Origin of the sequence: Thiocapsa sp. C2-2m (genome assembly GCF_041903745.1) — a bacterium.
Lineage (GTDB): Bacteria > Pseudomonadota > Gammaproteobacteria > Chromatiales > Chromatiaceae > Thiocapsa > Thiocapsa roseilacustris.
On sequence record NZ_JBBWVD010000001.1, the window covers coordinates 184,122 to 206,705 of the forward strand.

A 22,584-nucleotide genomic window follows, 5' to 3' on the forward strand; every position below is an offset into this window, starting at 1 on the left:
TTAGGCGTCCGCCAACAGCACCACGGCCGCCGCCGCGATACCCTCGCCGCGGCCCGTGAACCCCATCTGCTCGGTCGTGGTCGCCTTCACGTTCACGCGCGCGGGGTCGCAGCCCATGTCGGCGGCGAGACGGGCACACATCTCCGGGATATAGGCCGCCAGCTTGGGGCGCTGGGCGATGATGGTGAGATCGGCGTTGTGCACGCGCAGCCCGCGCTCGGCGAGGCTCTCGATCACGCGCCGCAGCAGGATGCGGCTATCGATGCCGGCGTAGGCGGCGTCCGTATCCGGAAAATGCCGACCGATGTCGCCGAGCCCCGCCGCGCCGAGCAAGGCATCGCAGAGTGCGTGGATGGCCACGTCGCCGTCGGAATGCGCGAGCAATCCTTGGTCGTGCGGGATCTCCAGACCGCCGAGAACCAACGGGCGGCCGGGGCCGAAACGATGGGCGTCGAAGCCCTGACCGATGAGCATGTTCAACAGCCTCCAGCCTCCAGCCTCCTGCCACCTATACGCTCGCTCGACGGTGGCCGGAGGCTGGAGGCTCTTGAGAGTTTGGTCTAGCCCAGCCGCCCCTGCTGCTGCAGGTAGAAGCGGGCGAGCGGGAGATCTTCGGCGCGCGTGATCTTGATGTTGTCGGCATGGCCTTCGATCAGGCGCGGGGCTTGACCGATACGCTCCATGGCCGAGGCGTCGTCGGTCACCAGATGGTTGGCGGCCAGTGCGTCGGTCAGCGCGGAATGCAACCGGCCGAGACGAAACATCTGGGGTGTAAAGGCGTGCCAGAGCGAGGTCCGATCCACCGTAGCACCGATGCGATCGTCCGGCTCGGCCCGTTTCATGGTGTCGCGCACCGGGATGCCGAGCAGACCGCCGACCTCGTCCTCGATGAGGGCCTCGATCAGCCGATCTAGATCGGCCGGACGCAGACAGGGTCGCGCGGCATCATGCACCAACACCCAATCCTCGGCATGGGCGCGGGCACCCAGTGCATCGAGCGCATTCAGGACCGAATGGCAGCGCTCGGCGCCGCCGTGCGCGCGGGTCACCTTGGGATGCTCGGCATAGGCCGTCGCGGCCCAGTAGCGATCGGTCGGGTCCAGTGCAACCACGACGCCCCGGATCCGCACGTCGGCCACGAAGAGATCCAACGCATGATCGATCACCGCACGACCGGCGAGATCCAGGTATTGCTTAGGCGTCGCACTGCCCATGCGGCGCCCCACCCCGGCTGCCGGAAGCACGGCCCACAAGGCGGAAATCGATCTCATCGCTTGGTCTCCGCCGGTGTGCTCTCCGGGCGTTTGCGCTCGATCACCTGAATGAAGATCTCGCCCGGCTTGATCATCCCAAGATCGCGACGCGCGCGCTCCTCCAATGCCTCGACCCCTTCGCGCAGGTCCATCACTTCGGCTTGGAGCTCCTGATTGCGTGCGCGCAGACGCACCAGCTCCTCGTCCTGAGCCGCGATCTCGTTCTTGAGCCCGTGCACCTCGGCCAAGCTCCCCTCGCCGACCCACAGCCGAAACTGCAGGCCGGCCAGCAAGAGGATCAGCACGAGGATCAGGAGTCGCATGGAGGGTGTCTTGAGTGTCCGCAGCAGGGGACGGAGACGCCCGACCTCCGTCCGCCAACCCTCAAAGCCACTTAAAGGCAGAGCGACCCGCATAGGTGGCCTCGTCGCCCAACTGGTCTTCGATCCGCATCAGCTGGTTGTACTTGGCGACCCGGTCGGAGCGCGACAAGGAGCCGGTCTTGATCTGGCCCGTGCCGGTCGCGACGACCAGATCGGCGATCGTGGTGTCCTCGGTCTCGCCCGAGCGGTGTGAGACGACGGCGGTGTAGCCGGCGGCGTGGGCCATGGCGATCGCCTCCAATGTCTCGGTCAGGGTGCCGATCTGATTGACCTTGATCAGGATAGAGTTGGCAATGCCCTTGTCGATACCTTCCTGCAGGATCTTGGTGTTGGTGACGAAGAGGTCGTCGCCGACGATCTGGACCTTGCCCCCGAGACGTTCGGTCTGGCGCTTCCAGCCGTCCCAGTCGCCCTCGGCCAAGCCGTCCTCGATGGTGATGACGGGGTACTGATTGACCCAGCCGAGCAGAAGATCAGTCATTCCGTCGGAGTCGAGCGTGCGGCCTTCGCCCTTGAGATGATATTTGCCGTCGGCGTAAAACTCGGACGCCGCGACGTCCATCCCGAGATAGATGTCCGAGCCGGCCTTGAATCCCGCCTTGTGGATCGCCTCGAGGATCGCCTCGATCGCCGCCTCGTTGGAGGGCAGGTCGGGGGCAAAACCGCCTTCGTCGCCGACACCTGTGGTCAGACCGCGCCCGTGCAGCACGGACTTGAGCGCATGAAAGACCTCGGCACCGTAACGTACCGCCTCGCGGATGCTGGGTGCGCCGACCGGCAGGATCATGAACTCCTGGAAGTCCACGCTGTTGTCCGCGTGCTCGCCGCCGTTGATGATGTTCATCATGGGCACGGGCAGACGATAGGGGCCGGCCGACAGAGACATGAAGAGCGGCAGCGCCTTTTCTTGGGCGGCGGCATGCGCGGCGGCGATCGAGACGCCGAGCAGTGCGTTGGCGCCGAGACGCGCTTTATTGTCGGTCCCGTCGAGCGCGATCATGGCGCGATCGAGGGCGGCTTGGTCGCCGACATCCATACCGACGACCGTGTCGCGCAGCTCGCCTTGGATGTTGGCGACGGCGGTCAGGACGCCCTTGCCATTGAACCGGGAGCGATCGCCGTCGCGCAGCTCGAGGGCCTCGCGCGAGCCCGTCGAGGCACCGGACGGCACGATGAAGCGGCCGATCGCACCGTCGGCCGTGATGACATCGGCCTCGACTGTGGGGTTACCGCGGGAGTCCAGAACCTCGCGGGCGCGAACATCGACGATAGCGGACATGGCATGTCTCTCCAAAAACAAGAACGGAGCGATTCTTCAAGGGAATCGCGTGGGTATATAGACCGAGCGGGGAGTCTCGCGTCGATCGGTCCGCCGCAGGCACGCGTCCGATCGCGTTGTTCGATTCAAACCGGCTCAGGCAGGGCGAGCCCGGACGCGGACACGATCGATCACGCGGGGACACATAGGCTCGCCGGCCATGCCGACTGCGGCCTCAAGCCGATCTCAAAGCGCTTGCTCCGCGAAACCTGCCAATTTCACCAGTCGGTCGATCTGAACTAGGGTTTCGAGTAGGGCGCGCATCTTGTCCAACGGCCAGGCGTTCGGGCCGTCGCTCAGGGCCACATCGGGATTCGGGTGGGTCTCCATGAAGAGACCGGCGATGCCGACGGCCACCGCGGCGCGGGCCAAGACCGGGACGAATTCACGCTGACCGCCGGAACGATCGCCCTGCCCGCCCGGCAGCTGTACCGAATGGGTGGCATCAAAGACGACCGGGCAGCCCGTCTCGCGCATCACCGAGAGCGCGCGCATATCCGAGACCAGGTTGTTGTAGCCGAAGGAGACGCCGCGCTCGCAGACCATGATCTGCTCGTTGCCGGTCGCGCGTGCCTTCTCGACGACATGGCGCATGTCCCAGGGGGCGAGGAACTGACCCTTCTTGATGTTCACGGGCTTGCCCTGGCTGGCGACCGCTTGGATGAAATTGGTCTGGCGACAGAGAAAGGCCGGGGTCTGGAGGACATCCACCACATCCGCGACCTCGCCCAGCGGCGTGTCTTCGTGCACGTCGGTCAGGATCGGAACGCGGATACGCTCGCGCACGCCCTCCAGGATCGCCAGCCCCTGCGCCAGCCCGAGACCGCGGAAGCTGCCCGAGGAGGATCGGTTGGCCTTGTCGAAGGACGACTTGTAGATGAAGGGGATTCCCAGATCGTCGGTCATCTCCTTGAGCGCGCCGGCCGTCTCCTCGGCCAGTCCAGCGCTCTCGATCACGCAGGGACCGGCGATCAGAAAGAGCGGGCGATCCAGCCCGACATCGAAACCGGGGAAGAGGATCATGCGAGGGTATCCTGCACCAAGTGACGCCGCGTGAGCGCGGCGCGAACGAAGCCGCAGAAGAGCGGATGACCGTCGCGCGGGGTCGAGGTGAACTCGGGATGGAACTGGCAGGCGATGAACCAGGGATGGTCCGGGATCTCGATGATCTCCACCAGCCGGTTGTCGAGCGACCAACCGGAGAAACGCATCCCGGCGTCTTTCATGACGTTCAGATAGCAGATGTTGAACTCGTAGCGATGACGATGGCGCTCGCGGACCTGCGGCTTGCCGTAGACATTGCGCGCAAGGCTGCCGGGCTCCAGACGGCAGTTCTGGCCACCCAAGCGCATCGAGCCGCCCAGATCCACGCCCTCGTCACGGGTCTCGATCCGCCCGCGCTCGTCGCGCCACTCGGTGATGAGCGCGATCACGGGATGGGGCGTCCGGCGATCGAACTCGGTGCTGTGCGCGCCATCCAGGCCGGCGACGTGACGCCCGTACTCGATGACGGCGACCTGCATCCCCAGACAAATCCCGAGATAGGGGATGCGGTGCTCGCGTGCGTATCGGGCCGCCTGGATCTTGCCTTCGATCCCGCGCTCGCCGAACCCGCCCGGGACCAGGATGGCGTCGAGCCCATCGAGACTGTCGGTCCCCTCCTGCTCAATCACCTCCGAATCCGTATAGACGATCTCGACCTTGGTCTTGGTGTGCACGCCGGCATGGGCCAACGCCTCGGAGAGCGATTTGTATGCCTCGGTGAGGTGCATGTACTTGCCGACCATGCCGACACGGACGACCTGCTCGGGGTGATCGAAACCTTCCAGGACGCGATCCCATTCGGACAGATCCGCCTCTGGGGCCTCGATCCGGAACTGGCGCACCACCAGCTCGTCGAGCTTCTGGTCGTGCAGCAAGCGCGGGATGCGGTAGATATTGTCCGCATCCACCGCCGAGATGACCGCGTCCTCGGTCACATTGGTGAAGAGCGCGATCTTGCGCCGCTCCTCGTCCGGCAGGTGCTTCTCCGCCCGACACAAAAGGATGTCCGGCTGGATACCGATGGAGCGCAGCTCTTTGACCGAGTGCTGCGTGGGCTTGGTCTTGATCTCGCCGGCGGTGCGGATATAGGGCACCAAGGTTAAATGCATGAAGAGCGCGTTCTCGCGCCCCTCCTCCACCCGCATCTGGCGGATCGCCTCGAGGAAGGGCAAGGATTCGATGTCGCCCACGGTGCCGCCGATCTCGACCATGGCCACGTCGGCGCCCTCGGCGCCCAGACGGATCGCCTGCTTGATCTCGTCGGTGATGTGCGGGATGACCTGGACCGTCCGCCCGAGATAGTCGCCGCGCCGCTCCTTGCGGATGACGCTCTCGTAGATCTGCCCGGTCGTGAAGTTGTTGTTGCGACCCATCGGGGTGCGCAGGAAGCGCTCGTAGTGGCCGAGATCCAGGTCGGTCTCCGCCCCGTCGTCGGTCACATAGACCTCGCCGTGCTGGAACGGACTCATGGTGCCCGGATCCACGTTGATATAGGGATCGAGCTTGATCATGGTCACCCGCAGGCCGCGAGCCTCCAACAGCGCCCCGAGAGACGCCGACGCGATGCCTTTACCGAGCGACGAGACAACACCGCCGGTGATGAAGATGAACTTGGTCATGGGGGTCGAGGAGGCAGTCGAGGGCGATGGCCCGTATCCGCCGACACGCTACCAAAATCCCCGGATCCGCTCAACGGGGATACAGGCGCGCGCTGACCCGAGCACTCGGGACGACCATCGCACGCCCGAACCCTGCCGCCGGCCCCGGGCCGGCCCCGGCAAACTTCACAAAATCCAGAGATCTGGGTATATTTGACGGCGTTTCGCAAGTCACGAAACACACCCTCTCGGCGCTGCCGGCGCTCGTCAGGATCGGGCGGCGTCGCAGCGGCCTTGATCGATGTTGTTGATGATGAATGTCAAATGTCAATAGAGGAGCGTCAACGATGCATCAAACAGCGAAATTGTTGAGTGCCGCCGTAATCGCAGGCGCCGCCGCCTTCGCCGTGAGCCCGGCCCAGGCGTGGTGGGGACCGGGTTGGGGCGGTCCGGGCTACGGCGGCTACGGGCCCGGTTATGGCTCCGGTCTCGGCGACTTGTTCGGCGACATGCTCGGCGACGGCTGGGGCGACTTCAACATGAACATGAGCGGCGGCGGTCGCGGCTACGGACGTGGTCGCGGCTACGGACGCGGCTACGGTTACGGCTATCCAGGCTACGGTTACGGTTACCCCGGCTACGGCTATGGCTATCCGGGTTACGGCACCCCCTACTACGGCGTGCCGTATGCTGCGCCCTACGCCGCGCCCGCTGCCCCCGCGACCGGCGAAGCGAAGTAAGCCGAACGCCGATTCGTCAGGCTCGCGTCAAGGCCGCGCCCGCGAGGGCGCGGCCTTTTCTTGCGGGTTCAGGTCGACCCGATGACAAGAAGATAATCTTCGCTTGATCCAGATCAAACGACGGTTCAAAATCAGGCGATCGAAGATTGTGGGGCGATGCTGTGAGCCATCATAAAGTCATCTCGTTGGAGACCATTCGCATCGCCTGCAGGAACTGCTCCCTGTCGTCGCTCTGTTTGCCGATGGGCCTTGCACCGGACGATGTGGAGCGACTCGACGAGATCGTAAAGCGAACACGACCGCTTCACCGGGGTGACTTTTTGTTTCGCGACGGGGACCGATTTCGTTCGCTCTATGTTGTGAAGACCGGCTCCGTGAAGACCTTTGCCCCCAGCCCCGAGGGCGGCGAGCAGGTGCTGGGTTTTCATCTTCCGGGCGAGGTGATCGGGTTGGATGCGATCGACAAGGACATCCACGCCTGCTCGGCCAAGGTGCTCGAGACATCCGCCATCTGCGAGATCCCTTTCACCCGGCTCGAAGAGCTCACGGCGACCATTCCAAGTCTTCAGCATCAGATGTATCGGCTGCTCAGCAAAGAGATCGGGCACGACACGGACATGCTCTTGCTCCTCGGTAAAAAGAACGCCGAAGAGCGGCTCGCCGCCTTCCTGCTTAGCCTGTCCAAGCGACTGCACAAACGCGGATTGTCCGCGACCGACTTCTATCTGAGCATGTCCCGACACGAGATTGGTAACTACCTGGGTCTCGCCGTCGAGACCGTCAGCCGACTCTTCACGCGTTTCCAGGACGATGGCCTGATGAACGTCGACCGCAAGCACATTCAGTTGCTCGACGTGGACACGCTGGAGTCGCTGGTGGGCGGCGCCGGGCAGAATCGGCGCCAACAGCAGCAGAGCTAAACTGCGCCCGCTGCGGCTTTGGGATGCTCGTCGGACTGGATCTGCCCCGGAGCGATCGACAACCCTCGGAGTCGGCGCAGTTTAGGAAATTGAAACGATAAAATTCCAAACGGCGTCTCCGCCGAGACTGCGGGGTTCCAAAAGACCACACAGGATCTCGATGACGCATCTTGCGCCGGGCGCGGTTTAGACCGCGAGCGGTGTCATCCCTCGGCGCGAAGCCAAAGACAACCTTCGGCACTTGCCGCCTGGATCGCCGCGAGTCGCTCGGCGTGGGCGGCGAGCGCGGCCGGATCGGCCTGAGTCACCCGCAATCGCGGCCGACTCGGATCCAGTCGGCCGCGCTGCCGAGCGTTCGGCCCGGCATGAGACGGCGTCGCGAGATCCTCCCCGAGACTCAAGGCCACCTGCCCACCGGTCATGGCGAGATAGACATCCGCCAGGATCTCGGCATCGAGCAGAGCCCCGTGTAGGTCGCGATGGCGATGATCCACGCCGTAGCGCTTGCACAAGGCATCGAGGCTGTTGCGCTGCCCCGGATGGATGCGCCGAGCCATGAGTAGCGTATCCATCACCTCGCATCGATCCCCGATCCGCGGTACTTCGGCATTCCAGCCGGTAATCTCGCGATCGAGAAACCCGAGATCGAAGGCCGCGTTGTGAATGATCAGCTCGGCCCCTTCCAAATAGTCCAGGAAGCCCTCGGCGATCTCGGCGAAGCGCGGCTTGTCGGCGAGAAAGGCGTTGGTGATCCCGTGCACGTCGGAGGCGCCCGCATCGATCTGGCGATCCGGCTGAAGATAGCGGTGGAAGTTGTTTCCGGTCAGGCGGCGGTCGATCAGCTCGACACAACCGATTTCGATGATGCGATGGCCAGCCTGGGGGTCGAGACCCGTGGTCTCGGTATCGAGCACAATCTGTCTCATTTAAACCGCGTCCTAAGTGAAACCCGCCGCGTTGCAGGAAAGCAAATCCCCGAGGACTCCAAATGGCTCGTACCTGACGCGGTTTAAAGAGAAAAATTCCGATATCTGAATCGCGTCTGCGCCGAAGTCAGCCGAGTCACGCGACGCCGAGTCGACGCGAAGACCGCGCATGTCATGCCGGACGCGATTCAGCCCCCGATCCCGCGATTTGCCAGTCGGTCCGCACGCTCGTTCTCGGCATGACCGGCATGGCCCTTGACCCACTTCCAGCGCACCTGATGGCCGCCGATCGCGGTATCCAGACGCTCCCAAAGGTCGCGATTCTTCACGGGCTTGCGTTCGGCCGTCTGCCAGCCGTTGCGTTTCCAACGCGGCATCCATTCCTCGACCCCGCGTTTGACGTATTGAGAGTCGGTGACGATCTCCAGACAGGTCGGACGCTTCATGGTCTCCAGCGCCATGATGACCGCCATCAGCTCCATGCGGTTGTTGGTGGTCGCGCGCTCGCCGCCGCACAGCTCCTTCTCGACGTCGCCCCATCGCAACAGGACACCCCAGCCCCCGGGCCCCGGATTGCCCTTGCAGGCACCGTCGGTGTAGGCGCGCACGCAATCAGGCATGACCGGCCCTGCGTGTCGTCGGCTCCGCCGCACCGCCGCGCAACAGCGAGCGCCGCCCCCAAGCCGGGCGCAGCGGCGTCAAGGTAGCCACCCGCTTGACGGCCCGAATCAAATAGACACCGCCCAGAATCGGCCAGAGTCGCCGCCCCAAGGTGTCGAATGCCGCACAGCTCGGTCCCAAGGCGCGCCGGAACGGCGGCCGAAACATGATGTGCTCTCGAATCTCGATATCGAAACCCAACACGGACAACCGATCCTCGATCTGATAAGCGGTGCGGAAACGCCCGCACCAAGGCACCTGCGTCGCCGAACCGCGCAGCAGGGACCAAAGACCCCAGGCACTGAGCGCGTTGAAGCCCAGCACGATCACTCGACCCTCCGGGATCAGGACGCGCTCGACCTCGCGCAGCACCGCATCCGGATCGGGCGAAAAATCCAAGGTATGGGGCAGCAGGATGGCGTCGATCGAATCGCTCGCAAGCGGCAACCGGCTCGGCAATCCGACGATCTCGCGTCCACCGTGACCCGAGGGCTGCTCGCAGGGCATGAGGATCCGATGGCGGATTCGACTTGAGGCCATGGCGTCTCGAAAGCTCTCGGTCACGCCGATCTGGACCAGGTAATAGCCGAAGGTGTCGCTCAGCAGCCGCTCCACACACGCACTCTCAAGCGCCGCCACCTCGGCTCCGAGCGGCGACCGGTACCAGTCTTGTAGTTCTGCCAGGGGTGACCCCGGACCATTGCGCACAGTCATGCCGATGCCTCTTCGAGACGCGCATGTTAACCGTGTTTGAGCGCACTGTCGTGCAGGCGTGCAGGCGAATTTTCTGCGGCCCAATCTGGAATTGGATCTGGAATTGAAGGCCGGCTTTGGGTATGATGCTTTTCTAATTCCTAGAAAACTCAAATATACAATCACTTACTAGGGATTGTTAGGGGGGAAAGATGCTTGATGCCGCTCGTTTGGTGCGCTCGCTCGGCGCGCTCGGCGTCCTGACGCTGATCTTGAACGGTTGTGCGACGGAGACCCGACATGTCGAGAACGACCTCGGAGACCCCGGCTACTCAGGCATGGTTTCCGCGCGCGAATACGGTTACGTCCGACCGGCCACGGATGTTGTGGTCATGGAAAGACGCACCGCCGGGCGTGTGGATTCGCGCGGTGACCTCTGGAACCGTGTCCGCACCGGGATGACCCTCGATCTCTACGCAGACGCCCGCATCGACAGCACGGTGGAGCGCTTCCGCCGAGACCCCCAGTATCTCTCCAGGATGTCCCAGCAGGGGATGCCTTATCTGCATATGATCGTGACCGAGATCGAGCGGCGCGGACTGCCGATGGAGCTCGCCTTCCTGCCCCATGTCGAAAGCCGGTTCAATCCGGTTGCGACATCGCCCAAGGCGGCCGCCGGGATTTGGCAGTTCATGCCCTACACCGGGCTTGAGATGGGCTTACGACAAGATGCCTGGTACGACGGCCGACGTGACCCGCTGGCGTCCACCGGCGCGGCACTCGACTATCTCGAGCAGCTCAACCGACGCTTCGACGGCGACTGGACGCTCGCCATGGCTGCGTACAACTGCGGTCCGGGTCGCGTGGCCGCCGCACAGGCCGCCAATCGCCGCAGCGGCAAGCCGACCGACTACTGGTCACTCAACCTTCCGAACGAAACCAAGCACTACGTTCCACAGATCCTCGCCACCGCACGCTTGGTCGCCGCACCGGCCCGCTACGGCCTCAATCTTCCGCCGGTGCCCGATCGTCCCCAGCTCGAGGTGGTCCGCACGCAGCAGCCGGTCGATTTGAACCGGGTTGCCTCGGCGACCGGCGTTCAGCTCTACGAGCTGCAGCGTCTCAACCCCGCACTCAAGCTCGGACGGACGGCCCCCGACAGCCCCGGCCATATCTTGGTGCCGGTCGGGACCGGTCAGCGGATCGGCAAGAAGATGGGCCAGGTCCAGATCATGCCGGCTATGGCCGCCGTGGCCCAATCCCGACCCAGCGCCGCGACCCGCTCGAAGGTCGCACGCGCCGAGCGCCATAAGATCCATGCGGTGAAGGGTGGCGAAACCATCGCCTCGATCGCCCGCGCGAACGGTATCGAGCCGCGCACACTCGCGGAGCTGAACGGCATCTCCGTTCGCGAGCCGCTGCTCCCGGGTCAAACACTCAAGGTCCAGGCCACCGATGACTCCGCCTTGATCACGCACCTAGTCACCAAAGGCGACTCGATCAAGACACTGGCAAAACGTTACGGCGTGAGTGTCAAGGATCTCCAGCGTTGGAATCGGCTCGCCCAGACGCGGCTGAATCCCGGCGACCTGATCCTCATCTATCCGCCCGGGCGGGCTCCAACCTCCTGACAGTAGATCCATTGGGCTGGTACACTTCAACGGGGCGCGCGAGCGCTTCTATAGGCACTTCCGAAGGGACAGCTCGATGATGAATCACAAAAACGTCTTGGGTGAACCGCTCGAGGTCTGCTCGACCGATCCCTTGACCGGCTTCGCGCGCAACGGTAAGTGCGAGACCGGCCCGCGGGACGCGGGATCCCACACGGTGTGCGCCCGCATGACCCGCGAGTTCCTTGAGTTGAGTCTCGCCCGCGGCAACGACCTCGTGACCCCCCAACCCGAATACGGTTTTCCCGGTCTCAAGCCGGGCGACCGCTGGTGCCTCTGTGCTGCGCGGTGGCAAGAGGCCCTCGAAGCCGGCGTAGCCCCGCGCGTCGTACTGAGGGCGACCCACGAGCGCGCGCTTGAGGTCGTCAGTCTCGCCGACATCAAATCGCATGCCTTCGATCTGTCGTGACGCGAAGGGGAAATCTGGCGGAGCAGCAGGTCGCGCCTTGATCATCGCCGCGGTGCTGTCGATGTTCTCGGCGCACTCAGCGGCGATGTCGTATCTTCCCATCGCAGATCCTGGCGCCCCACGTAACCTCGACCACTCCCATCGCGCACCCTCGGGCAAGGCAGACCGGTTGGTCGTCAAGAAGACCGAGCGTCGCCTCTACCTGATGCGCGGCGAGCGGGCCTTGCGGAGCTATGACATCGCGCTCGGGTTTCAACCGATCGGGCACAAGACACGCGAAGGCGACGGCCGTACCCCCGAGGGACGTTACCTGATCGATCGACGGAACGACCGCAGCCGCTTCCATAAGGCGCTGCATATCTCCTATCCTAGCCTGGGCGACCGGTGGCGGGCTGAGCGCCGGGGTGAGCCGCCGGGAGGAATGATCATGATCCACGGCCAACCAAACGGAAAAAACCGCTCGACGTGGATCGAGGATGATTGGACACTGGGGTGCATCGCGGTCTCCAACCATGAGATCGACGAAATTTTGTCACTGACCGTCGACGGGACGCCGATCGAGATCTTGCCATGAACCCAGAGCCATCGAAATCGCGCATCGTGTCGGTCAGCGGACGTGTACTCTCCGGGATCGAGATGCTCGGTCTGGTGGTGATCGCCATCGCGACGGTTATTGCCGGTATCCAGGAGATCATGGAGATGGTCGAGCGCCGCGAGGTGAGTCTTGGCGATCTTCTCTTATTGTTCATCTATCTCGAGGTGCTGACGATGGTCGGCATCTACCTGCAATCCGGCGCCTTGCCGATCCGCATGCCACTCTACATCGCGATGGTTGCCCTCGCCCGCCACCTGATCATCGACATGAAAGAGATGACCGAGGCCGCGATCATCGCCACCTCGATCGCCATCCTGATACTGGCCGTAGCTGTGCTCCTCATTCGTTTCGGGCATGTCCGCTTCCCCTACAGCGCCTTGAGCCGAGACGAGGATGCACCTTGATCGGGACGCAAGTCGGTGCGAGCTCCCCGAGCGCGACCCGAGCTCGGACTCGGAATGAAGCGCACTCCCCCGACACCAAGCAATATCACCGGGGTGATCCTGACCGGCGGCCGCGGCCTTCGCATGGGGGGCATCGACAAAGGGCTGGTGGAGCTCGCCGGCCGCCCGCTGATCGAATGGGTGCTGGACGCACTCGCGCCACAGGTGGGAGCGCTGCTCATCAACGCAAACCGTCACTGCGAGATCTATGCAAGATACGGCATGCCCGTGATCGCCGACTCTGACCCCGGATTCAACGGACCCTTAGCCGGGATGCTGAGCGCCATGCGGGCATCCCGAACCGATTGGATCCTGACAGTGCCGTGCGACGGACCTCTACTGCCGACCGACCTTGCCAGTCGACTCGTCGCGGCATTGATGTCGGGTGACGCCCCTTTAGCAACGGTCACCGAAGGGGGACGCATTCACCCGGTCTACGTCCTCCTGCCGGTCGCGCTCGAACAGTCGCTATCGGCCGATCTTGCAGCGGGCACTCGGAAGGTCCGAGAGTGGTTGGCTCGACATCGGCATGCGCTGGCGGATTTCAGCGATCAGCCGCAGGCTTTCGCCAATATCAATTCGGCCGAGGACGCCGCGCGGCTCGCATCGCAACTGATATAACCGATGCCACAGGGAGACGAGAGCCCGGTCGGTGAAGAGGATAGGGCTCAACGAAACAAGGCGAGTCAAAATGCTCTCAAGGGCCAAGGCCCATTGAGAGCAATGCGACGGGGAGCGGGGGCCGCAGAGTCGATCCTACGAAGAACCCGGCCCCCGTCGGATCGAGCAATCCAGCTCGGCTCCGGGTGGTGTCGCGACCTCAGTCGGGAGTCACGTTCTCCGCTTGGGGGCCCTTGGGTCCTTGGGTCACCTCCATGGTGACCCTTTGCCCCTCGAGCAGCGTTTTGCGCCCGGAGCCATTGATGGCACTGTGATGGACGAAGACGTCCTTGCCGCCTTCGCGCTCAATGAAGCCATATCCCTTCTCGTCATTGAACCACTTGACCGTCCCGGAAACCAATTCACCTGGCATATCAACCTCATCACTTAACGGACCAACCTGAGTTGGCTTAACCTAAACCCAGCCTAACGAGAAGGCTAGTGTGTCCTCCACTCGATCTGGAGTGGAATCTGAATCAAGTCGATCTGACTCAGTCTTTATCATGCATCGGACCCCGGTGACCTGAAGGTGGTCTATGGTTCGCGTGCAGCATGCCTTAAACGGTTTTTGTTGTTGCTCCATACCCCGGCGCGCCGTCAGCACATCCCGAAGCAGCACACACCCCATCACATTCATGATCCGGAATCGGCTTCGCTCCAAGGACGCCGATAAAGCGCTGCAGAGCGAATGCGTTGAACCGGACACGAAAACGTCTAACGGAAGGCTGGTGCTCATCGTAACGGGGTTGCAGAGGAGGCAGGAATAGGATGCGGATGTCGGAATGGGGTCGATCGTCTGAAATCGGGGTTTGATCTCGCGCCTAACCGGCATCAATCGGTACCGAGCTATTCGAAACACCTGATCCGAATTCCATGCGCGAGCCCCTCACTTGCGCCTAGTGTACCGCGAAAATCGGAAAATGCGCGCCCATTCCAGCCATCGGAGCAAAAAAATTTGCGCGAGGAAGGAACCTCTCAACCTGACCACTCGGGATCCTGCCAAGCCGGCCTCGAGCTGGACTCGACCCGCTGAATGCTGGGGTACATGAGGTTCTGGTAAGGCATGCTGACGAAATGCCCCTGAATCGCGTCCACACCTGCAGCGATCAGCATCGGCAGAAGCTCGGCGTTGTCCACCGCCAACGCGATGACCCGCATGCCCTCCTTCTTCGCACACCGCACCAGCGCGTTCACCGCCTCCTGCGCGACACGACCCTCCACCAATCCCTGTGTCAGGATGCGCTCGAGCTTCACATGCGTGATGAGGTCGCGGTGCTCTTCGAGAAAGGCGCAATCCTCGACGCCGGCATCCTCGATCAAAAGACCATGATTCTTCGCTTGGAGCGACCGAGCAAGTCCCTCCAAGGCTGAGCGCGCAGTGTTGAAGGCGGACTTGCGCACCTCGATGACGATCGAGCCACGCGCAAGACGGGCGGCCGAGATAAAGGCCCCGAGCGCCTTCGCCGTCTCCGCGGAGCTTAGGGTTTCGGTCGCGACGTTGATGAAAAGCACCGCGTCCTGCGCTCCGCCCTCCTGCATCTCCTGAAGCGTCGCCAAGGCGCGGCGCAGAATCCACAGGTCGATCTTAGTCATCCATCCGGCAGACTCCAGGACGGGCAAAAATTCACCGGGCATCAGCAGCTTGCCTGTGTCATCCTTGAGACGCACCAAGGTTTCGAACATGCTGCGATGCTCTTCGTGGGTACTCAGGGAGATGATCGGCTGAAACTCGAGCGTGAGACCGCCTGCATTGATGAGCGCTCGGATACGGGCCTGATCGGCAGCCGGGCTCTCACCGAGGGCAGCGCCGTTGGGCTGCTCACCCTCCTTGTCCGGGCGCACGCTACGACTCAAGTCATGGATCGTCGCCAACACGACCGACCGCGGGGCACCCTGATCGAGGAGGCCCGCCGTGCGGCGCAGAGCGCGTAACTCCTTTCGAATGGCGCAGCTCTGCAGCTCGCGCTCGCACACCACCAGAAGGTGCTCGATCTCGTCGCGCACGACCAAGTCTGCAGCGCCGAGACGATGACCCTGCTGAACAGTCAACGGACTCTCAGCCGCCTTCACAAGGACCAAAGAGGCATCTAGCTCGTCCCGAAAGGGCAGGATGGCGGTCTCCACGCCAAGGCCCTCGACGCTCTCGCCGTCGCACAGGATCAGGTCCCACCAGTTCGGGCGCTCCAAGGCGCCGCGCAGGCTTTCGCGCGAGGAGACCTCGGTCAGATCGACCGCGATGCCCTTCCGGTTGAGGAGCGCTGCAATGCGAAGATCCGACGGTTCGGGGTCGATGCAGAGGATTTGCTTCGCTTTGCTCATTGCGATTGAACTCGCCGCGCACGGATCCTAGTGGAGTGACAAAACCATACGGCGCACCGGCCTTCAACACAAGGGGCGGCGCTGCTTGCCGAATGTTCGCATCAGACCCGCAGACAATGGACGAGACGGGTCTCGCTCAGACGCGTCTCCTCCGGATACGACTGCGCACAGGCCGCGACCGCATCCGGGCAACGCGGGTGGAAGTAGCAGCCCGCAGGTGGGTTGCTCGGCGAGGGCATGTCGCCGTCGAGACGAATCACCGCGCGCCGCTTCTCCCGGTCGATCACGGGCACGGCCGAGAGCAGCGCCCGGGTATAGGGATGACGCGGGTCATCCAGGATCTCGTCGACCCGGCCCCGCTCGACCAGGCGCCCGAGATACATGACCGCCACCTCGTGCGCCAGGTAGGCCACCACGGAGATGTCGTGCGTGATGAAGAGATAGGCGAGACCGAGGCGATCCTGAAGATCCTTCAGCAGGTTGAGGATCTGGGCCTGCACCGAGACATCCAGCGCACTGGTCGGCTCGTCGCAGACGATCAGCCTGGGCTCTACGGCAAGCGCGCGGGCGATACAGATGCGCTGACGCTGACCGCCGGAGAACTCGTGCGGGTAGCGCTCGACGGCATCCGCGTCCATGCCGACCAGATCGAGCAGCTCGGCGACGCGCCGCATTCGCCCGGCCCGACTGCGCTCGATCCCGAGCGCCTGGAGGCCCTCGCCGATCAAATCCCCAACCAGCATGCGCGGATTCATCGCTGCGTAGGGATCCTGGAAGATGATCTGGAGATCCTTGCGGAAGGGACGCATCCGGCGATGCCCCAGCCCCACCAGCTCCTCGCCCCGATAGCGGATCGACCCGCCCGTGGGTGTCGTCAGCTGCAGGATGCCCTTGCCGGCGGTGGTCTTACCGCAGCCGGACTCCCCGACCAACGCCAAGGTGCGTCCCGGTGTCAGGTCGAAGGTCAGACCGTCGACCGCGCGCACCTGTCCGACGACACGCCGGAAGACGCCGTCGTGGATCGGAAAGTGGACCTTGAGATCCCGGACCTGCAGCATGGGGGCAACGGCTGCTTCTGGATCCGGCGCGTCTTGTCGCGCGGTCTCGGGGGCTGCGACGGGATCCCGGACCCCGCGCATCAAGCCCTCGGGTTGCGCGCCGCCCTGGTCCCAGAGATGACAGCGCACGCCCTGCCCGGTCTCCAGGTCGCGCCAGACGGGCACTTGGTCGCGGCATCGGGGCATGACCGCATCACAACGCTCGGCGAACCGGCAGCCGACGAACGCCTGGTCCAGATGCGGGACGCGTCCCGGGATCACGGCCAGACGCGCACTGCGTTTGTCCGCACCGGGCAGGCTTTCCATCAAGCGGCGGCTATAGGGATGCGCCGGCGCGGCGAAGAATGCCTCGGTGGTCGCGGTCTCCAGGATCTGGCCCGCGTACATGACGGCCAAGCGGTCCGCCGTCTCGGCGACCACGCCGAGATCGTGGGTGATGAGGAGCACGGCCATGCCGGTCTTCGCCTGCAGATCCTTCAACAGCCGTAGAACCTGGGCCTGGATGGTGACGTCCAGCGCGGTGGTCGGCTCGTCGGCGATCAGCAGCTGCGGGTCGCCGGCCAAGGCCATGGCGATCATGATGCGCTGCTTCATGCCGCCCGAGAGCTGATGCGGGTATTCATCGACCCGTCGGGCCGGATCCGGGATACCGACCGCACGCATCAGCTCCACGACACGCGCCGGTGTCCGATCGTGCGATCCGCCCTCGTGGACCCGGACCGCCTCGGCGATCTGATCGCCGACGCTCATCACGGGATTGAGCGAGGTTTGCGGCTCCTGGAAGATCATCGCCATCCGCCCGCCGCGGACGTGGCGCATCTCGGCCTCGGTCAGGCGCAGCAGGTCGGTTCCGGCCAAGCGCACCGCACCGGCCGCGATACGTCCGGACGGCGGCAGGAGCCGCATCAGCGAGAGCGCCGTCATGGACTTGCCGCATCCGGATTCTCCGAGCAGCACGAAGGTTTCGCCTCCACGGATCGTCAGGTCGATCCCGTCGACGACCCGAACCGGCCGCGCGGCATCCCCGAGCAGCGTCGTCAGCCCCGAGACCTCAAGCAGCACATCGGACGACATCAGACGATCACCCTTTTCTTTTCAAAACAGGCGATTGAACCGCACGGACGCACGGCACGCGCAGGGGGCTCACAGACGCGATCAGCCTGCACCCTTGAGCCTCGGATCGAAGGCATCGCGCACCACATCGGCAAAGAGGTTCGCCGCGAGCACCAAGGTGAACATGAAGACGAATGCGGCGGTGAGTGACCACCAGACGACCGGATCCCGGGCCAGCTCGAGCCGTGCACTGTTGATCATGTTCCCCCAGGAATTCATGGTCGGGTCCACGCCGATGTTGATGTAGGAGAGCACGGCCTCGGCGAGCACCAGCCCGCTGAAGTCCAACACCAAAGTGATCAGCACGATGTGCATGACGTTGGGAAGGATGTGGCGGCCGATCAGGGTGAAGTGACCGACGCCCAGGGCCGTGGACGCCTGGACATAGTCGACCTCACGCAGCTTCAGGGCCTCACCCCGCAGCAGTCGGCAGAGCCCGGTCCAACTGGTCACGCCCAGGATCAGCACCAGGAACAGCAGACGCAGATCGGCGCGCTCGACCAGGCTCGCGAAGTCGTCGGCATGGTTGCTCATGTAGACCTGCAGCAAGAGGATGGCCGCGGCGATCAGGAGCACGCCCGGGATGGAGTTCAGCGTGGTGTAGAGATACTGAATCACGTCGTCGACCCAGCCCCTGAAATAGCCGGCCATGATGCCGAGCAAGACCGCTGCGGGCAGCATCACGAGGGTGGTGAGCGTGCCGATCAGGAGTCCGGTGCGGATGCTCTTGAGCGTCTGATAGAAGACATCCTCGCCGACCTTGTCCGTTCCAAGGATGTGGTACTTGAGCGCCAGCTCGCCCGCAACGGCGCTCAGCACCAGCATGATGCCGAGCATCACGAGGGCGGTCCGCCAGGGGATCGGCGTGCGTCCCGCCAGAACGGCCGCGCGGGCTGCCGCCGGCGTCTCCCCGCGCGAGCGTGCGATCAGCCACAGGATCCCGGTCGCCAGCACAGCCCAGATGACCAAGCCCTGCAGTGCGCCCCACGCGGCGCGCCAGGCGATGTCGAAGCCGCGCTGACGCGCAGGGTCATCCAGATGCGCGCCACCGTGTTCGAGCCGAGGAAAGTCGCGTAACAGGGTCCCGTCCGGCTGCTCGATCGCCTCCTTCACGAAGAGATGGGTAGCGAAGGGCGCCGAATAGGTCTTCTCCTGACGCTCGCGCAACCCGCTCAGCGCCAGGTCGAGCAGACTCAAGACCTCGGGCGAATAGCGGGTCTCGGCGCTGTCGTCGCCTTGCCGGTCGAGCGCAAGCCGAAAATGCACCGTATCGAGCAACCCGACGACGACATAGAAACCCAGCACGACGATCGTCGCCACGCCCACGCGAGAGCGCATCACCCGCCGCCAAGGCGCACGCATGTGCTCATGCCGCGAGGCGTAGAGCACGAAGGCCCCGATCAACGCCAGGAGCAAAAAGACCAGACCATCCGTCCAAAGCACAACCGGCATCACGCTCATGGCTGGCGTCCCGAACTGCTGGACGGATCCGCGAATCGCCAACGCCCTCCAGCCTCCAGCCTCCAGCCACCCGCGGACCTCGATCGGGCAGGAAGCCGGTGGCAGGAGGCCGGAGGCTGGAGGCAGCAGGCGCTCTCGATCAAGGCTGCAATCTAACCCGCGGATCCACAAGTGTGTACGAAATATCGGTCAGGATCAGACCGACGATATAGAGGACGGCCCCGAGGAACACCATCGAGCGCACGATCGCGAAATCCTGGCTGTTGATGGCGTCGATGGTGTAACTGCCGAGCCCCGGGATCCCGAAGAAGGACTCGGTGATGAGACTGCCCATGAACAGCAGCGGCAGCACCACCACGACACCGGTCAGGATGGGGATCAAGGCATTCTGCAAGACGTGGCGGAAGAGGACGCGCCGCTCGCTCAAGCCCTTCGCCCTGGCGGTGCGGACATAGTCTTTCGAGATCTCCTCCAGAAAGAGTGTGCGATACCAGCGGGTGCCGGCCCCGATCCCGCCGATCACGCCGACGATCACCGGCAGGATCAAGAATTTCCAAGCCTCCACGCCCGTGTCGTATCCCGAGATGGGCACCAGGTGGAAGAGCTTTCCGAGCAGAAACTGTCCGCCGATGATGTAGAAGAGGCCCGAGATCGACATCATGGCCACCAGCAGGACGACGCTGCCGATGTCCACATAGGTCGCACGGAAGAAGACGATGAAGAGCGCGTAGGAGATGTTGAAGGCGAGTCCGACCAGCAGCACGGGGATGGCGATGGCCAGACTCGGCCACATCCGCTGTGAGATGTCGTAGCCGATGTCGCGGCCGTTGTCGGAGGAGCCGAAGTCGAAGACGAACAAGCGGATCGATTTCTCGAAAAAGACGGTCTCGGTGAAGCGCGCGAGGCCGGGGGCCTCCGGGTTGTAGAGCAGCGGCCGGTCGTAGCCGTGCTCCTGTTTCCAGGTCTGGATCGCCCCCTCGGTAACCCGTTTCTCGCCGAGATGCATCCGCGCCATGTCGTCGGGCGCGTTGACCACGAAGAAGAGCACGAAGGTGATGAGGTTCACCCCGATCAGGATCGGGATCGCATAGATCAATCGCCGGATGATGTAGGCCGTCACAGCGCGGTGCTCCGCTCGCGCCGCCACACCAGCCAGAGCGCAGGCAGGATGATCACCACGAGGAGCACACCGATCGCCCACAGCGGCCAGAGGATCGGCGGGTTCCACTCATGGCGAAGCCGCTCGCGCAGCTCGGGGTCGACCCGACGATACTTGAGTGTGTTGTTCGCCATCTGGTTCGGACTGGCGTTGTACATCCAGCGATGATGCAGGCTGAATGCCTTGGGGTTGAAGCCCCAGAGCCATGGCGCGTCGGTGCGGGCGATCTCGACCATGCGGTCGATGGCGGCCTGCCGCTCGGGGCCGTCGTCCATGAAGCGCATCGTATTGAAGAGACGATCGAATTCCGGATTGGCATAGTTCGACGCATTCTCGCCTTGATGCTCGACCTTGCCGTTCGGCCCGTAGAGCAGGAAGAGGAAGTTCTCCGGGTCCGGGTAGTCGGCGTTCCAGCCCCACATGAAGACCTGACCGGTCCCGTTGCGGATCTTCTCCTGAAAGCGGTTGTAGTCGGTCGAGCGGATCACGAGCTCGATACCGAGCTTGGCGAACTGCTTGCGGATCCAGTTCAGACGGGCGCGATCGTCGGGGCCGGTCGCGATCGCCTCGTAGTTGATCGTCAGTGCTCGACCGGTTTCCCGGTCGCGACCGTCCGGATACCCCGCCTGTTCCATGAGGACCCGCGCCTCGTCGAGACTCCGCCGTACCGCCCGCCCCCCGCTCCATTCGTAGACGAATGGATTGATCCCCGCCTCGCCCTCGCGGTAGCCGAAGATCCCGGGCGGGATAGGGCCCTGCGCGACCAGACCGCGGCCATTGGTGAAGATGGAGATGAACTCCTCGAAGTCCACCGCGATTGAGATGGCTCGGCGCAGGAGGCGCGCTCGCTCCGAGTCCCCGCCGATCACAGGGTCCAGCATATTGAATCCCATATACATGATGGACGGCTCAACCGACGTCAGCAGGCTGATCCCACGCTCGCGCATCGCATCGGTGAGCACGGGCTCGCCCCCGGCGTCGATCTGAACAGCTTGGTCGAAGGCGTCGGACGAGATCCCGGAGCTGTCGTAGAAGCCCTGCAGGAACTTATTCCAGCGCGGGATGCTTTCCTTCTCGAGGCTATAGACGGCCTCCTCGATGAAGGGCATCGGTCGGCCGGCATCGGCGAGGATCCCGGATGCCGCATCGTCCGGCATGCCCTCGCTCGGATAGGGCTCGCCGCGGAAATTCGGGTTGCGCTCGAGCACCATCCGAAGGTTGGGATTATTTTCACCGAGCATGAAGGGACCGGTCCCAACCGGGTACCAGTCCAGCGTGATGTTGCGCTCGCGCAACCCCGGCTGGGCGTAAAAGACCTCCGCTTCCCAGGGCATGGGGGCGAAGAAGGGCATGGCGAGCCAGTAGGCGAACTGCGGATACTTGCCATTGACGCTGATGCGGTAGCTGTAGGGATCGATACGCTCGACACCGGCAATCTCGGACGCTTTAAGCCTGGCCAAGCGCTGCAACGGATCGGTTTCGGCGGTCTGCGCAAGGCTCTCCGCGTAGTCCTCGAACCCGAGGATATGCTTCTGCATCACGCCCGCAATGGGCGAATGTGCCCAGGGCGCAGCCAGCCGCTTGATCTGGTGGATATAGTCCTCCGAGGTCAGCTCGCGGGTGCCGGTCTGCTCGAAGTCCCCGAGCTGGTTGATTCCACGCAGATCATGGGCGGTCAGCGCGTGATGGCGATAGGCGCCGGTATCGTCCACGGCGAGCGCCGGATGGGGCTGATAGCGAATCCCGGGCTGGATGCGGATCAGATAATCGCTGCGATGGATCGACTCGACGGGAGCATCCTGCGGGAGCGGGTTGCCGTCGATGTCGAAGTACGCGGGCTCGGGCGCCTCGCGCGCCGTGAGCGGCACCAGTCTATAGGGGCGCAGCAGAAAATGGTACTGAAGCGGCGGCTCGTAGATCTGTGCAAGGAAGGCATACTCGTCGGCGCTGTAGGAGCGCGCCGGGTCCAGATGCTTGGGCCGCTCGGCGAAGGAGCTGTAGACCCGATTGCCGGTCGCATCATTCGCCGGGTAGGGGTCGTTCCAAGGCGGCTCGCCGCAACCCGCCAGCAGGATTGCAACCAGGCCAAGCAGAAAACGTCCTCGGATGTCGAACCGCTCGATTGACCGCACGCCAGACCCTTTCACCGATAACCGAGTTTC

At 63.8% G+C, this 22,584-nt stretch carries 22 protein-coding genes; 7 read left to right on the forward strand and 15 right to left on the reverse strand.

The features are described 5' to 3' along the window. The 6 genes from ispF to AADX97_RS00830 form a co-directional block, all read right to left on the reverse strand. The gene (ispF, locus tag AADX97_RS00805; RefSeq protein WP_374232799.1) at window positions 1-474 is read right to left on the reverse strand and encodes a 2-C-methyl-D-erythritol 2,4-cyclodiphosphate synthase; all 474 of its coding nucleotides are present in this window, start codon (window positions 472-474) and stop codon (window positions 1-3) included. 86 nt (window positions 475-560) lie between these two features. Next, window positions 561-1,271 carry a 2-C-methyl-D-erythritol 4-phosphate cytidylyltransferase gene (ispD, locus tag AADX97_RS00810; protein WP_374232798.1) on the reverse strand — a complete coding sequence of 237 codons (711 nt, stop codon included), beginning with the start codon at window positions 1,269-1,271 and terminating at the stop codon, window positions 561-563. Further along, complete coding sequence (ftsB, locus tag AADX97_RS00815; RefSeq protein ID WP_374232797.1) at window positions 1,268-1,576, reverse strand: cell division protein FtsB; 309 nt, start codon at window positions 1,574-1,576, stop codon at window positions 1,268-1,270. The genes ispD and ftsB overlap by 4 nt, the downstream gene beginning before the upstream one ends. Window positions 1,577-1,637: 61 nt before the next feature. Continuing rightward, window positions 1,638-2,915: a phosphopyruvate hydratase gene (eno, locus tag AADX97_RS00820; protein WP_374232795.1), complete on the reverse strand. Its 1,278-nt coding sequence runs from the start codon at window positions 2,913-2,915 to the stop codon at window positions 1,638-1,640. A gap of 225 nt (window positions 2,916-3,140) precedes the next feature. Further along, window positions 3,141-3,977: a 3-deoxy-8-phosphooctulonate synthase gene (kdsA, locus tag AADX97_RS00825; protein ID WP_374232794.1), complete on the reverse strand. Its 837-nt coding sequence runs from the start codon at window positions 3,975-3,977 to the stop codon at window positions 3,141-3,143. Beyond that, the gene (locus AADX97_RS00830) at window positions 3,974-5,617 is read right to left on the reverse strand and encodes a CTP synthase (protein ID WP_374232793.1); all 1,644 of its coding nucleotides are present in this window, start codon (window positions 5,615-5,617) and stop codon (window positions 3,974-3,976) included. The genes kdsA and AADX97_RS00830 overlap by 4 nt, the downstream gene beginning before the upstream one ends. Before the next feature lie 326 nt (window positions 5,618-5,943). Here AADX97_RS00830 and AADX97_RS00835 point away from each other — a divergent pair, with 326 nt between their 5' ends. Together AADX97_RS00835 and fnr are read left to right on the forward strand one after the other, a co-directional pair. Continuing rightward, window positions 5,944-6,336 carry a sulfur globule family protein gene (locus AADX97_RS00835; protein WP_374232792.1) on the forward strand — a complete coding sequence of 131 codons (393 nt, stop codon included), beginning with the start codon at window positions 5,944-5,946 and terminating at the stop codon, window positions 6,334-6,336. 161 nt (window positions 6,337-6,497) lie between these two features. Then, on the forward strand, window positions 6,498-7,256 hold the full coding sequence (gene fnr / locus AADX97_RS00840) for a fumarate/nitrate reduction transcriptional regulator Fnr (RefSeq protein WP_374232791.1): 759 nt from the start codon (window positions 6,498-6,500) through the stop codon (window positions 7,254-7,256). A 203-nt stretch (window positions 7,257-7,459) separates the two neighbouring features. On the opposite strand, the gene dnaQ is transcribed toward fnr, so the two are convergent. From dnaQ to AADX97_RS00855, 3 genes are all read right to left on the reverse strand, one after another. Then, window positions 7,460-8,182, reverse strand: a complete 723-nt coding sequence (dnaQ, locus tag AADX97_RS00845) for a DNA polymerase III subunit epsilon (protein ID WP_374232790.1) — start codon at window positions 8,180-8,182, stop codon at window positions 7,460-7,462. A gap of 188 nt (window positions 8,183-8,370) precedes the next feature. After that, window positions 8,371-8,802, reverse strand: a complete 432-nt coding sequence (rnhA, locus tag AADX97_RS00850; RefSeq protein WP_374232789.1) for a ribonuclease HI — start codon at window positions 8,800-8,802, stop codon at window positions 8,371-8,373. Further along, on the reverse strand, window positions 8,795-9,556 hold the full coding sequence (locus AADX97_RS00855; protein WP_374232788.1) for a class I SAM-dependent methyltransferase: 762 nt from the start codon (window positions 9,554-9,556) through the stop codon (window positions 8,795-8,797). The genes rnhA and AADX97_RS00855 overlap by 8 nt, the downstream gene beginning before the upstream one ends. Window positions 9,557-9,747: 191 nt before the next feature. Between AADX97_RS00855 and AADX97_RS00860 the strand changes: the two genes are divergently transcribed. From AADX97_RS00860 to mobA, 5 genes are all read left to right on the forward strand, one after another. Continuing rightward, complete coding sequence (locus tag AADX97_RS00860; RefSeq protein WP_374232787.1) at window positions 9,748-11,166, forward strand: transglycosylase SLT domain-containing protein; 1,419 nt, start codon at window positions 9,748-9,750, stop codon at window positions 11,164-11,166. A gap of 76 nt (window positions 11,167-11,242) precedes the next feature. Beyond that, window positions 11,243-11,614, forward strand: coding sequence for a DUF2237 family protein (locus tag AADX97_RS00865; protein ID WP_374232786.1), 372 nt, complete (start codon window positions 11,243-11,245; stop codon window positions 11,612-11,614). A gap of 37 nt (window positions 11,615-11,651) precedes the next feature. Further along, a complete protein-coding gene (locus AADX97_RS00870; protein ID WP_374232785.1) occupies window positions 11,652-12,188 on the forward strand; it encodes a murein L,D-transpeptidase family protein in 537 nt (178 codons plus the stop codon). Then, window positions 12,185-12,613: a phosphate-starvation-inducible protein PsiE gene (locus tag AADX97_RS00875; protein WP_374232784.1), complete on the forward strand. Its 429-nt coding sequence runs from the start codon at window positions 12,185-12,187 to the stop codon at window positions 12,611-12,613. Before AADX97_RS00870 ends, AADX97_RS00875 begins: the two co-directional genes overlap by 4 nt. Before the next feature lie 93 nt (window positions 12,614-12,706). Beyond that, window positions 12,707-13,273, forward strand: a complete 567-nt coding sequence (gene mobA / locus AADX97_RS00880; protein WP_374232783.1) for a molybdenum cofactor guanylyltransferase MobA — start codon at window positions 12,707-12,709, stop codon at window positions 13,271-13,273. Between the two features lie 199 nt (window positions 13,274-13,472). On the opposite strand, the gene AADX97_RS00885 is transcribed toward mobA, so the two are convergent. The 6 genes from AADX97_RS00885 to AADX97_RS00910 form a co-directional block, all read right to left on the reverse strand. Beyond that, window positions 13,473-13,673 (reverse strand): cold-shock protein, encoded by a 201-nt coding sequence (locus tag AADX97_RS00885; RefSeq protein ID WP_175534457.1) that lies wholly within the window; start codon window positions 13,671-13,673, stop codon window positions 13,473-13,475. A gap of 614 nt (window positions 13,674-14,287) precedes the next feature. Further along, on the reverse strand, window positions 14,288-15,631 hold the full coding sequence (locus AADX97_RS00890) for an EAL domain-containing protein (protein ID WP_374232782.1): 1,344 nt from the start codon (window positions 15,629-15,631) through the stop codon (window positions 14,288-14,290). Between the two features lie 101 nt (window positions 15,632-15,732). Further along, window positions 15,733-17,763, reverse strand: coding sequence for a dipeptide ABC transporter ATP-binding protein (locus tag AADX97_RS00895; protein WP_374232781.1), 2,031 nt, complete (start codon window positions 17,761-17,763; stop codon window positions 15,733-15,735). An 81-nt stretch (window positions 17,764-17,844) separates the two neighbouring features. Beyond that, on the reverse strand, window positions 17,845-19,263 hold the full coding sequence (locus AADX97_RS00900) for an ABC transporter permease (RefSeq protein WP_374232780.1): 1,419 nt from the start codon (window positions 19,261-19,263) through the stop codon (window positions 17,845-17,847). A gap of 139 nt (window positions 19,264-19,402) precedes the next feature. Then, a complete protein-coding gene (locus tag AADX97_RS00905) occupies window positions 19,403-20,383 on the reverse strand; it encodes an ABC transporter permease (RefSeq protein WP_374232779.1) in 981 nt (326 codons plus the stop codon). Next, window positions 20,380-22,554: an ABC transporter substrate-binding protein gene (locus tag AADX97_RS00910; protein ID WP_374232778.1), complete on the reverse strand. Its 2,175-nt coding sequence runs from the start codon at window positions 22,552-22,554 to the stop codon at window positions 20,380-20,382. Before AADX97_RS00910 ends, AADX97_RS00905 begins: the two co-directional genes overlap by 4 nt. Window positions 22,555-22,584: the final 30 nt, after the last annotated feature.

Excerpts from the sequence above, each read along its gene's own strand:
- ispF (WP_374232799.1), bottom strand. The coding sequence starts at position 474 with ATGCTCATCGGTCAGGGCTTCGACGCCCATCGTTTCGGCCCCGGCCGC.
- ispD (WP_374232798.1), bottom strand. The coding sequence starts at position 1,271 with ATGAGATCGATTTCCGCCTTGTGGGCCGTGCTTCCGGCAGCCGGGGTG.
- ftsB (WP_374232797.1), bottom strand. The coding sequence starts at position 1,576 with ATGCGACTCCTGATCCTCGTGCTGATCCTCTTGCTGGCCGGCCTGCAG.
- eno (WP_374232795.1), bottom strand. The coding sequence starts at position 2,915 with ATGTCCGCTATCGTCGATGTTCGCGCCCGCGAGGTTCTGGACTCCCGC.
- kdsA (WP_374232794.1), bottom strand. The coding sequence starts at position 3,977 with ATGATCCTCTTCCCCGGTTTCGATGTCGGGCTGGATCGCCCGCTCTTT.
- AADX97_RS00830 (WP_374232793.1), bottom strand. The coding sequence starts at position 5,617 with ATGACCAAGTTCATCTTCATCACCGGCGGTGTTGTCTCGTCGCTCGGT.
- AADX97_RS00835 (WP_374232792.1), top strand. The coding sequence starts at position 5,944 with ATGCATCAAACAGCGAAATTGTTGAGTGCCGCCGTAATCGCAGGCGCC.
- dnaQ (WP_374232790.1), bottom strand. The coding sequence starts at position 8,182 with ATGAGACAGATTGTGCTCGATACCGAGACCACGGGTCTCGACCCCCAG.
- rnhA (WP_374232789.1), bottom strand. The coding sequence starts at position 8,802 with ATGCCTGATTGCGTGCGCGCCTACACCGACGGTGCCTGCAAGGGCAAT.
- AADX97_RS00855 (WP_374232788.1), bottom strand. The coding sequence starts at position 9,556 with ATGACTGTGCGCAATGGTCCGGGGTCACCCCTGGCAGAACTACAAGAC.
- AADX97_RS00860 (WP_374232787.1), top strand. The coding sequence starts at position 9,748 with ATGCTTGATGCCGCTCGTTTGGTGCGCTCGCTCGGCGCGCTCGGCGTC.
- AADX97_RS00865 (WP_374232786.1), top strand. The coding sequence starts at position 11,243 with ATGATGAATCACAAAAACGTCTTGGGTGAACCGCTCGAGGTCTGCTCG.
- AADX97_RS00875 (WP_374232784.1), top strand. The coding sequence starts at position 12,185 with ATGAACCCAGAGCCATCGAAATCGCGCATCGTGTCGGTCAGCGGACGT.
- AADX97_RS00890 (WP_374232782.1), bottom strand. The coding sequence starts at position 15,631 with ATGAGCAAAGCGAAGCAAATCCTCTGCATCGACCCCGAACCGTCGGAT.
- AADX97_RS00895 (WP_374232781.1), bottom strand. The coding sequence starts at position 17,763 with ATGTCGTCCGATGTGCTGCTTGAGGTCTCGGGGCTGACGACGCTGCTC.
- AADX97_RS00900 (WP_374232780.1), bottom strand. The coding sequence starts at position 19,263 with ATGAGCGTGATGCCGGTTGTGCTTTGGACGGATGGTCTGGTCTTTTTG.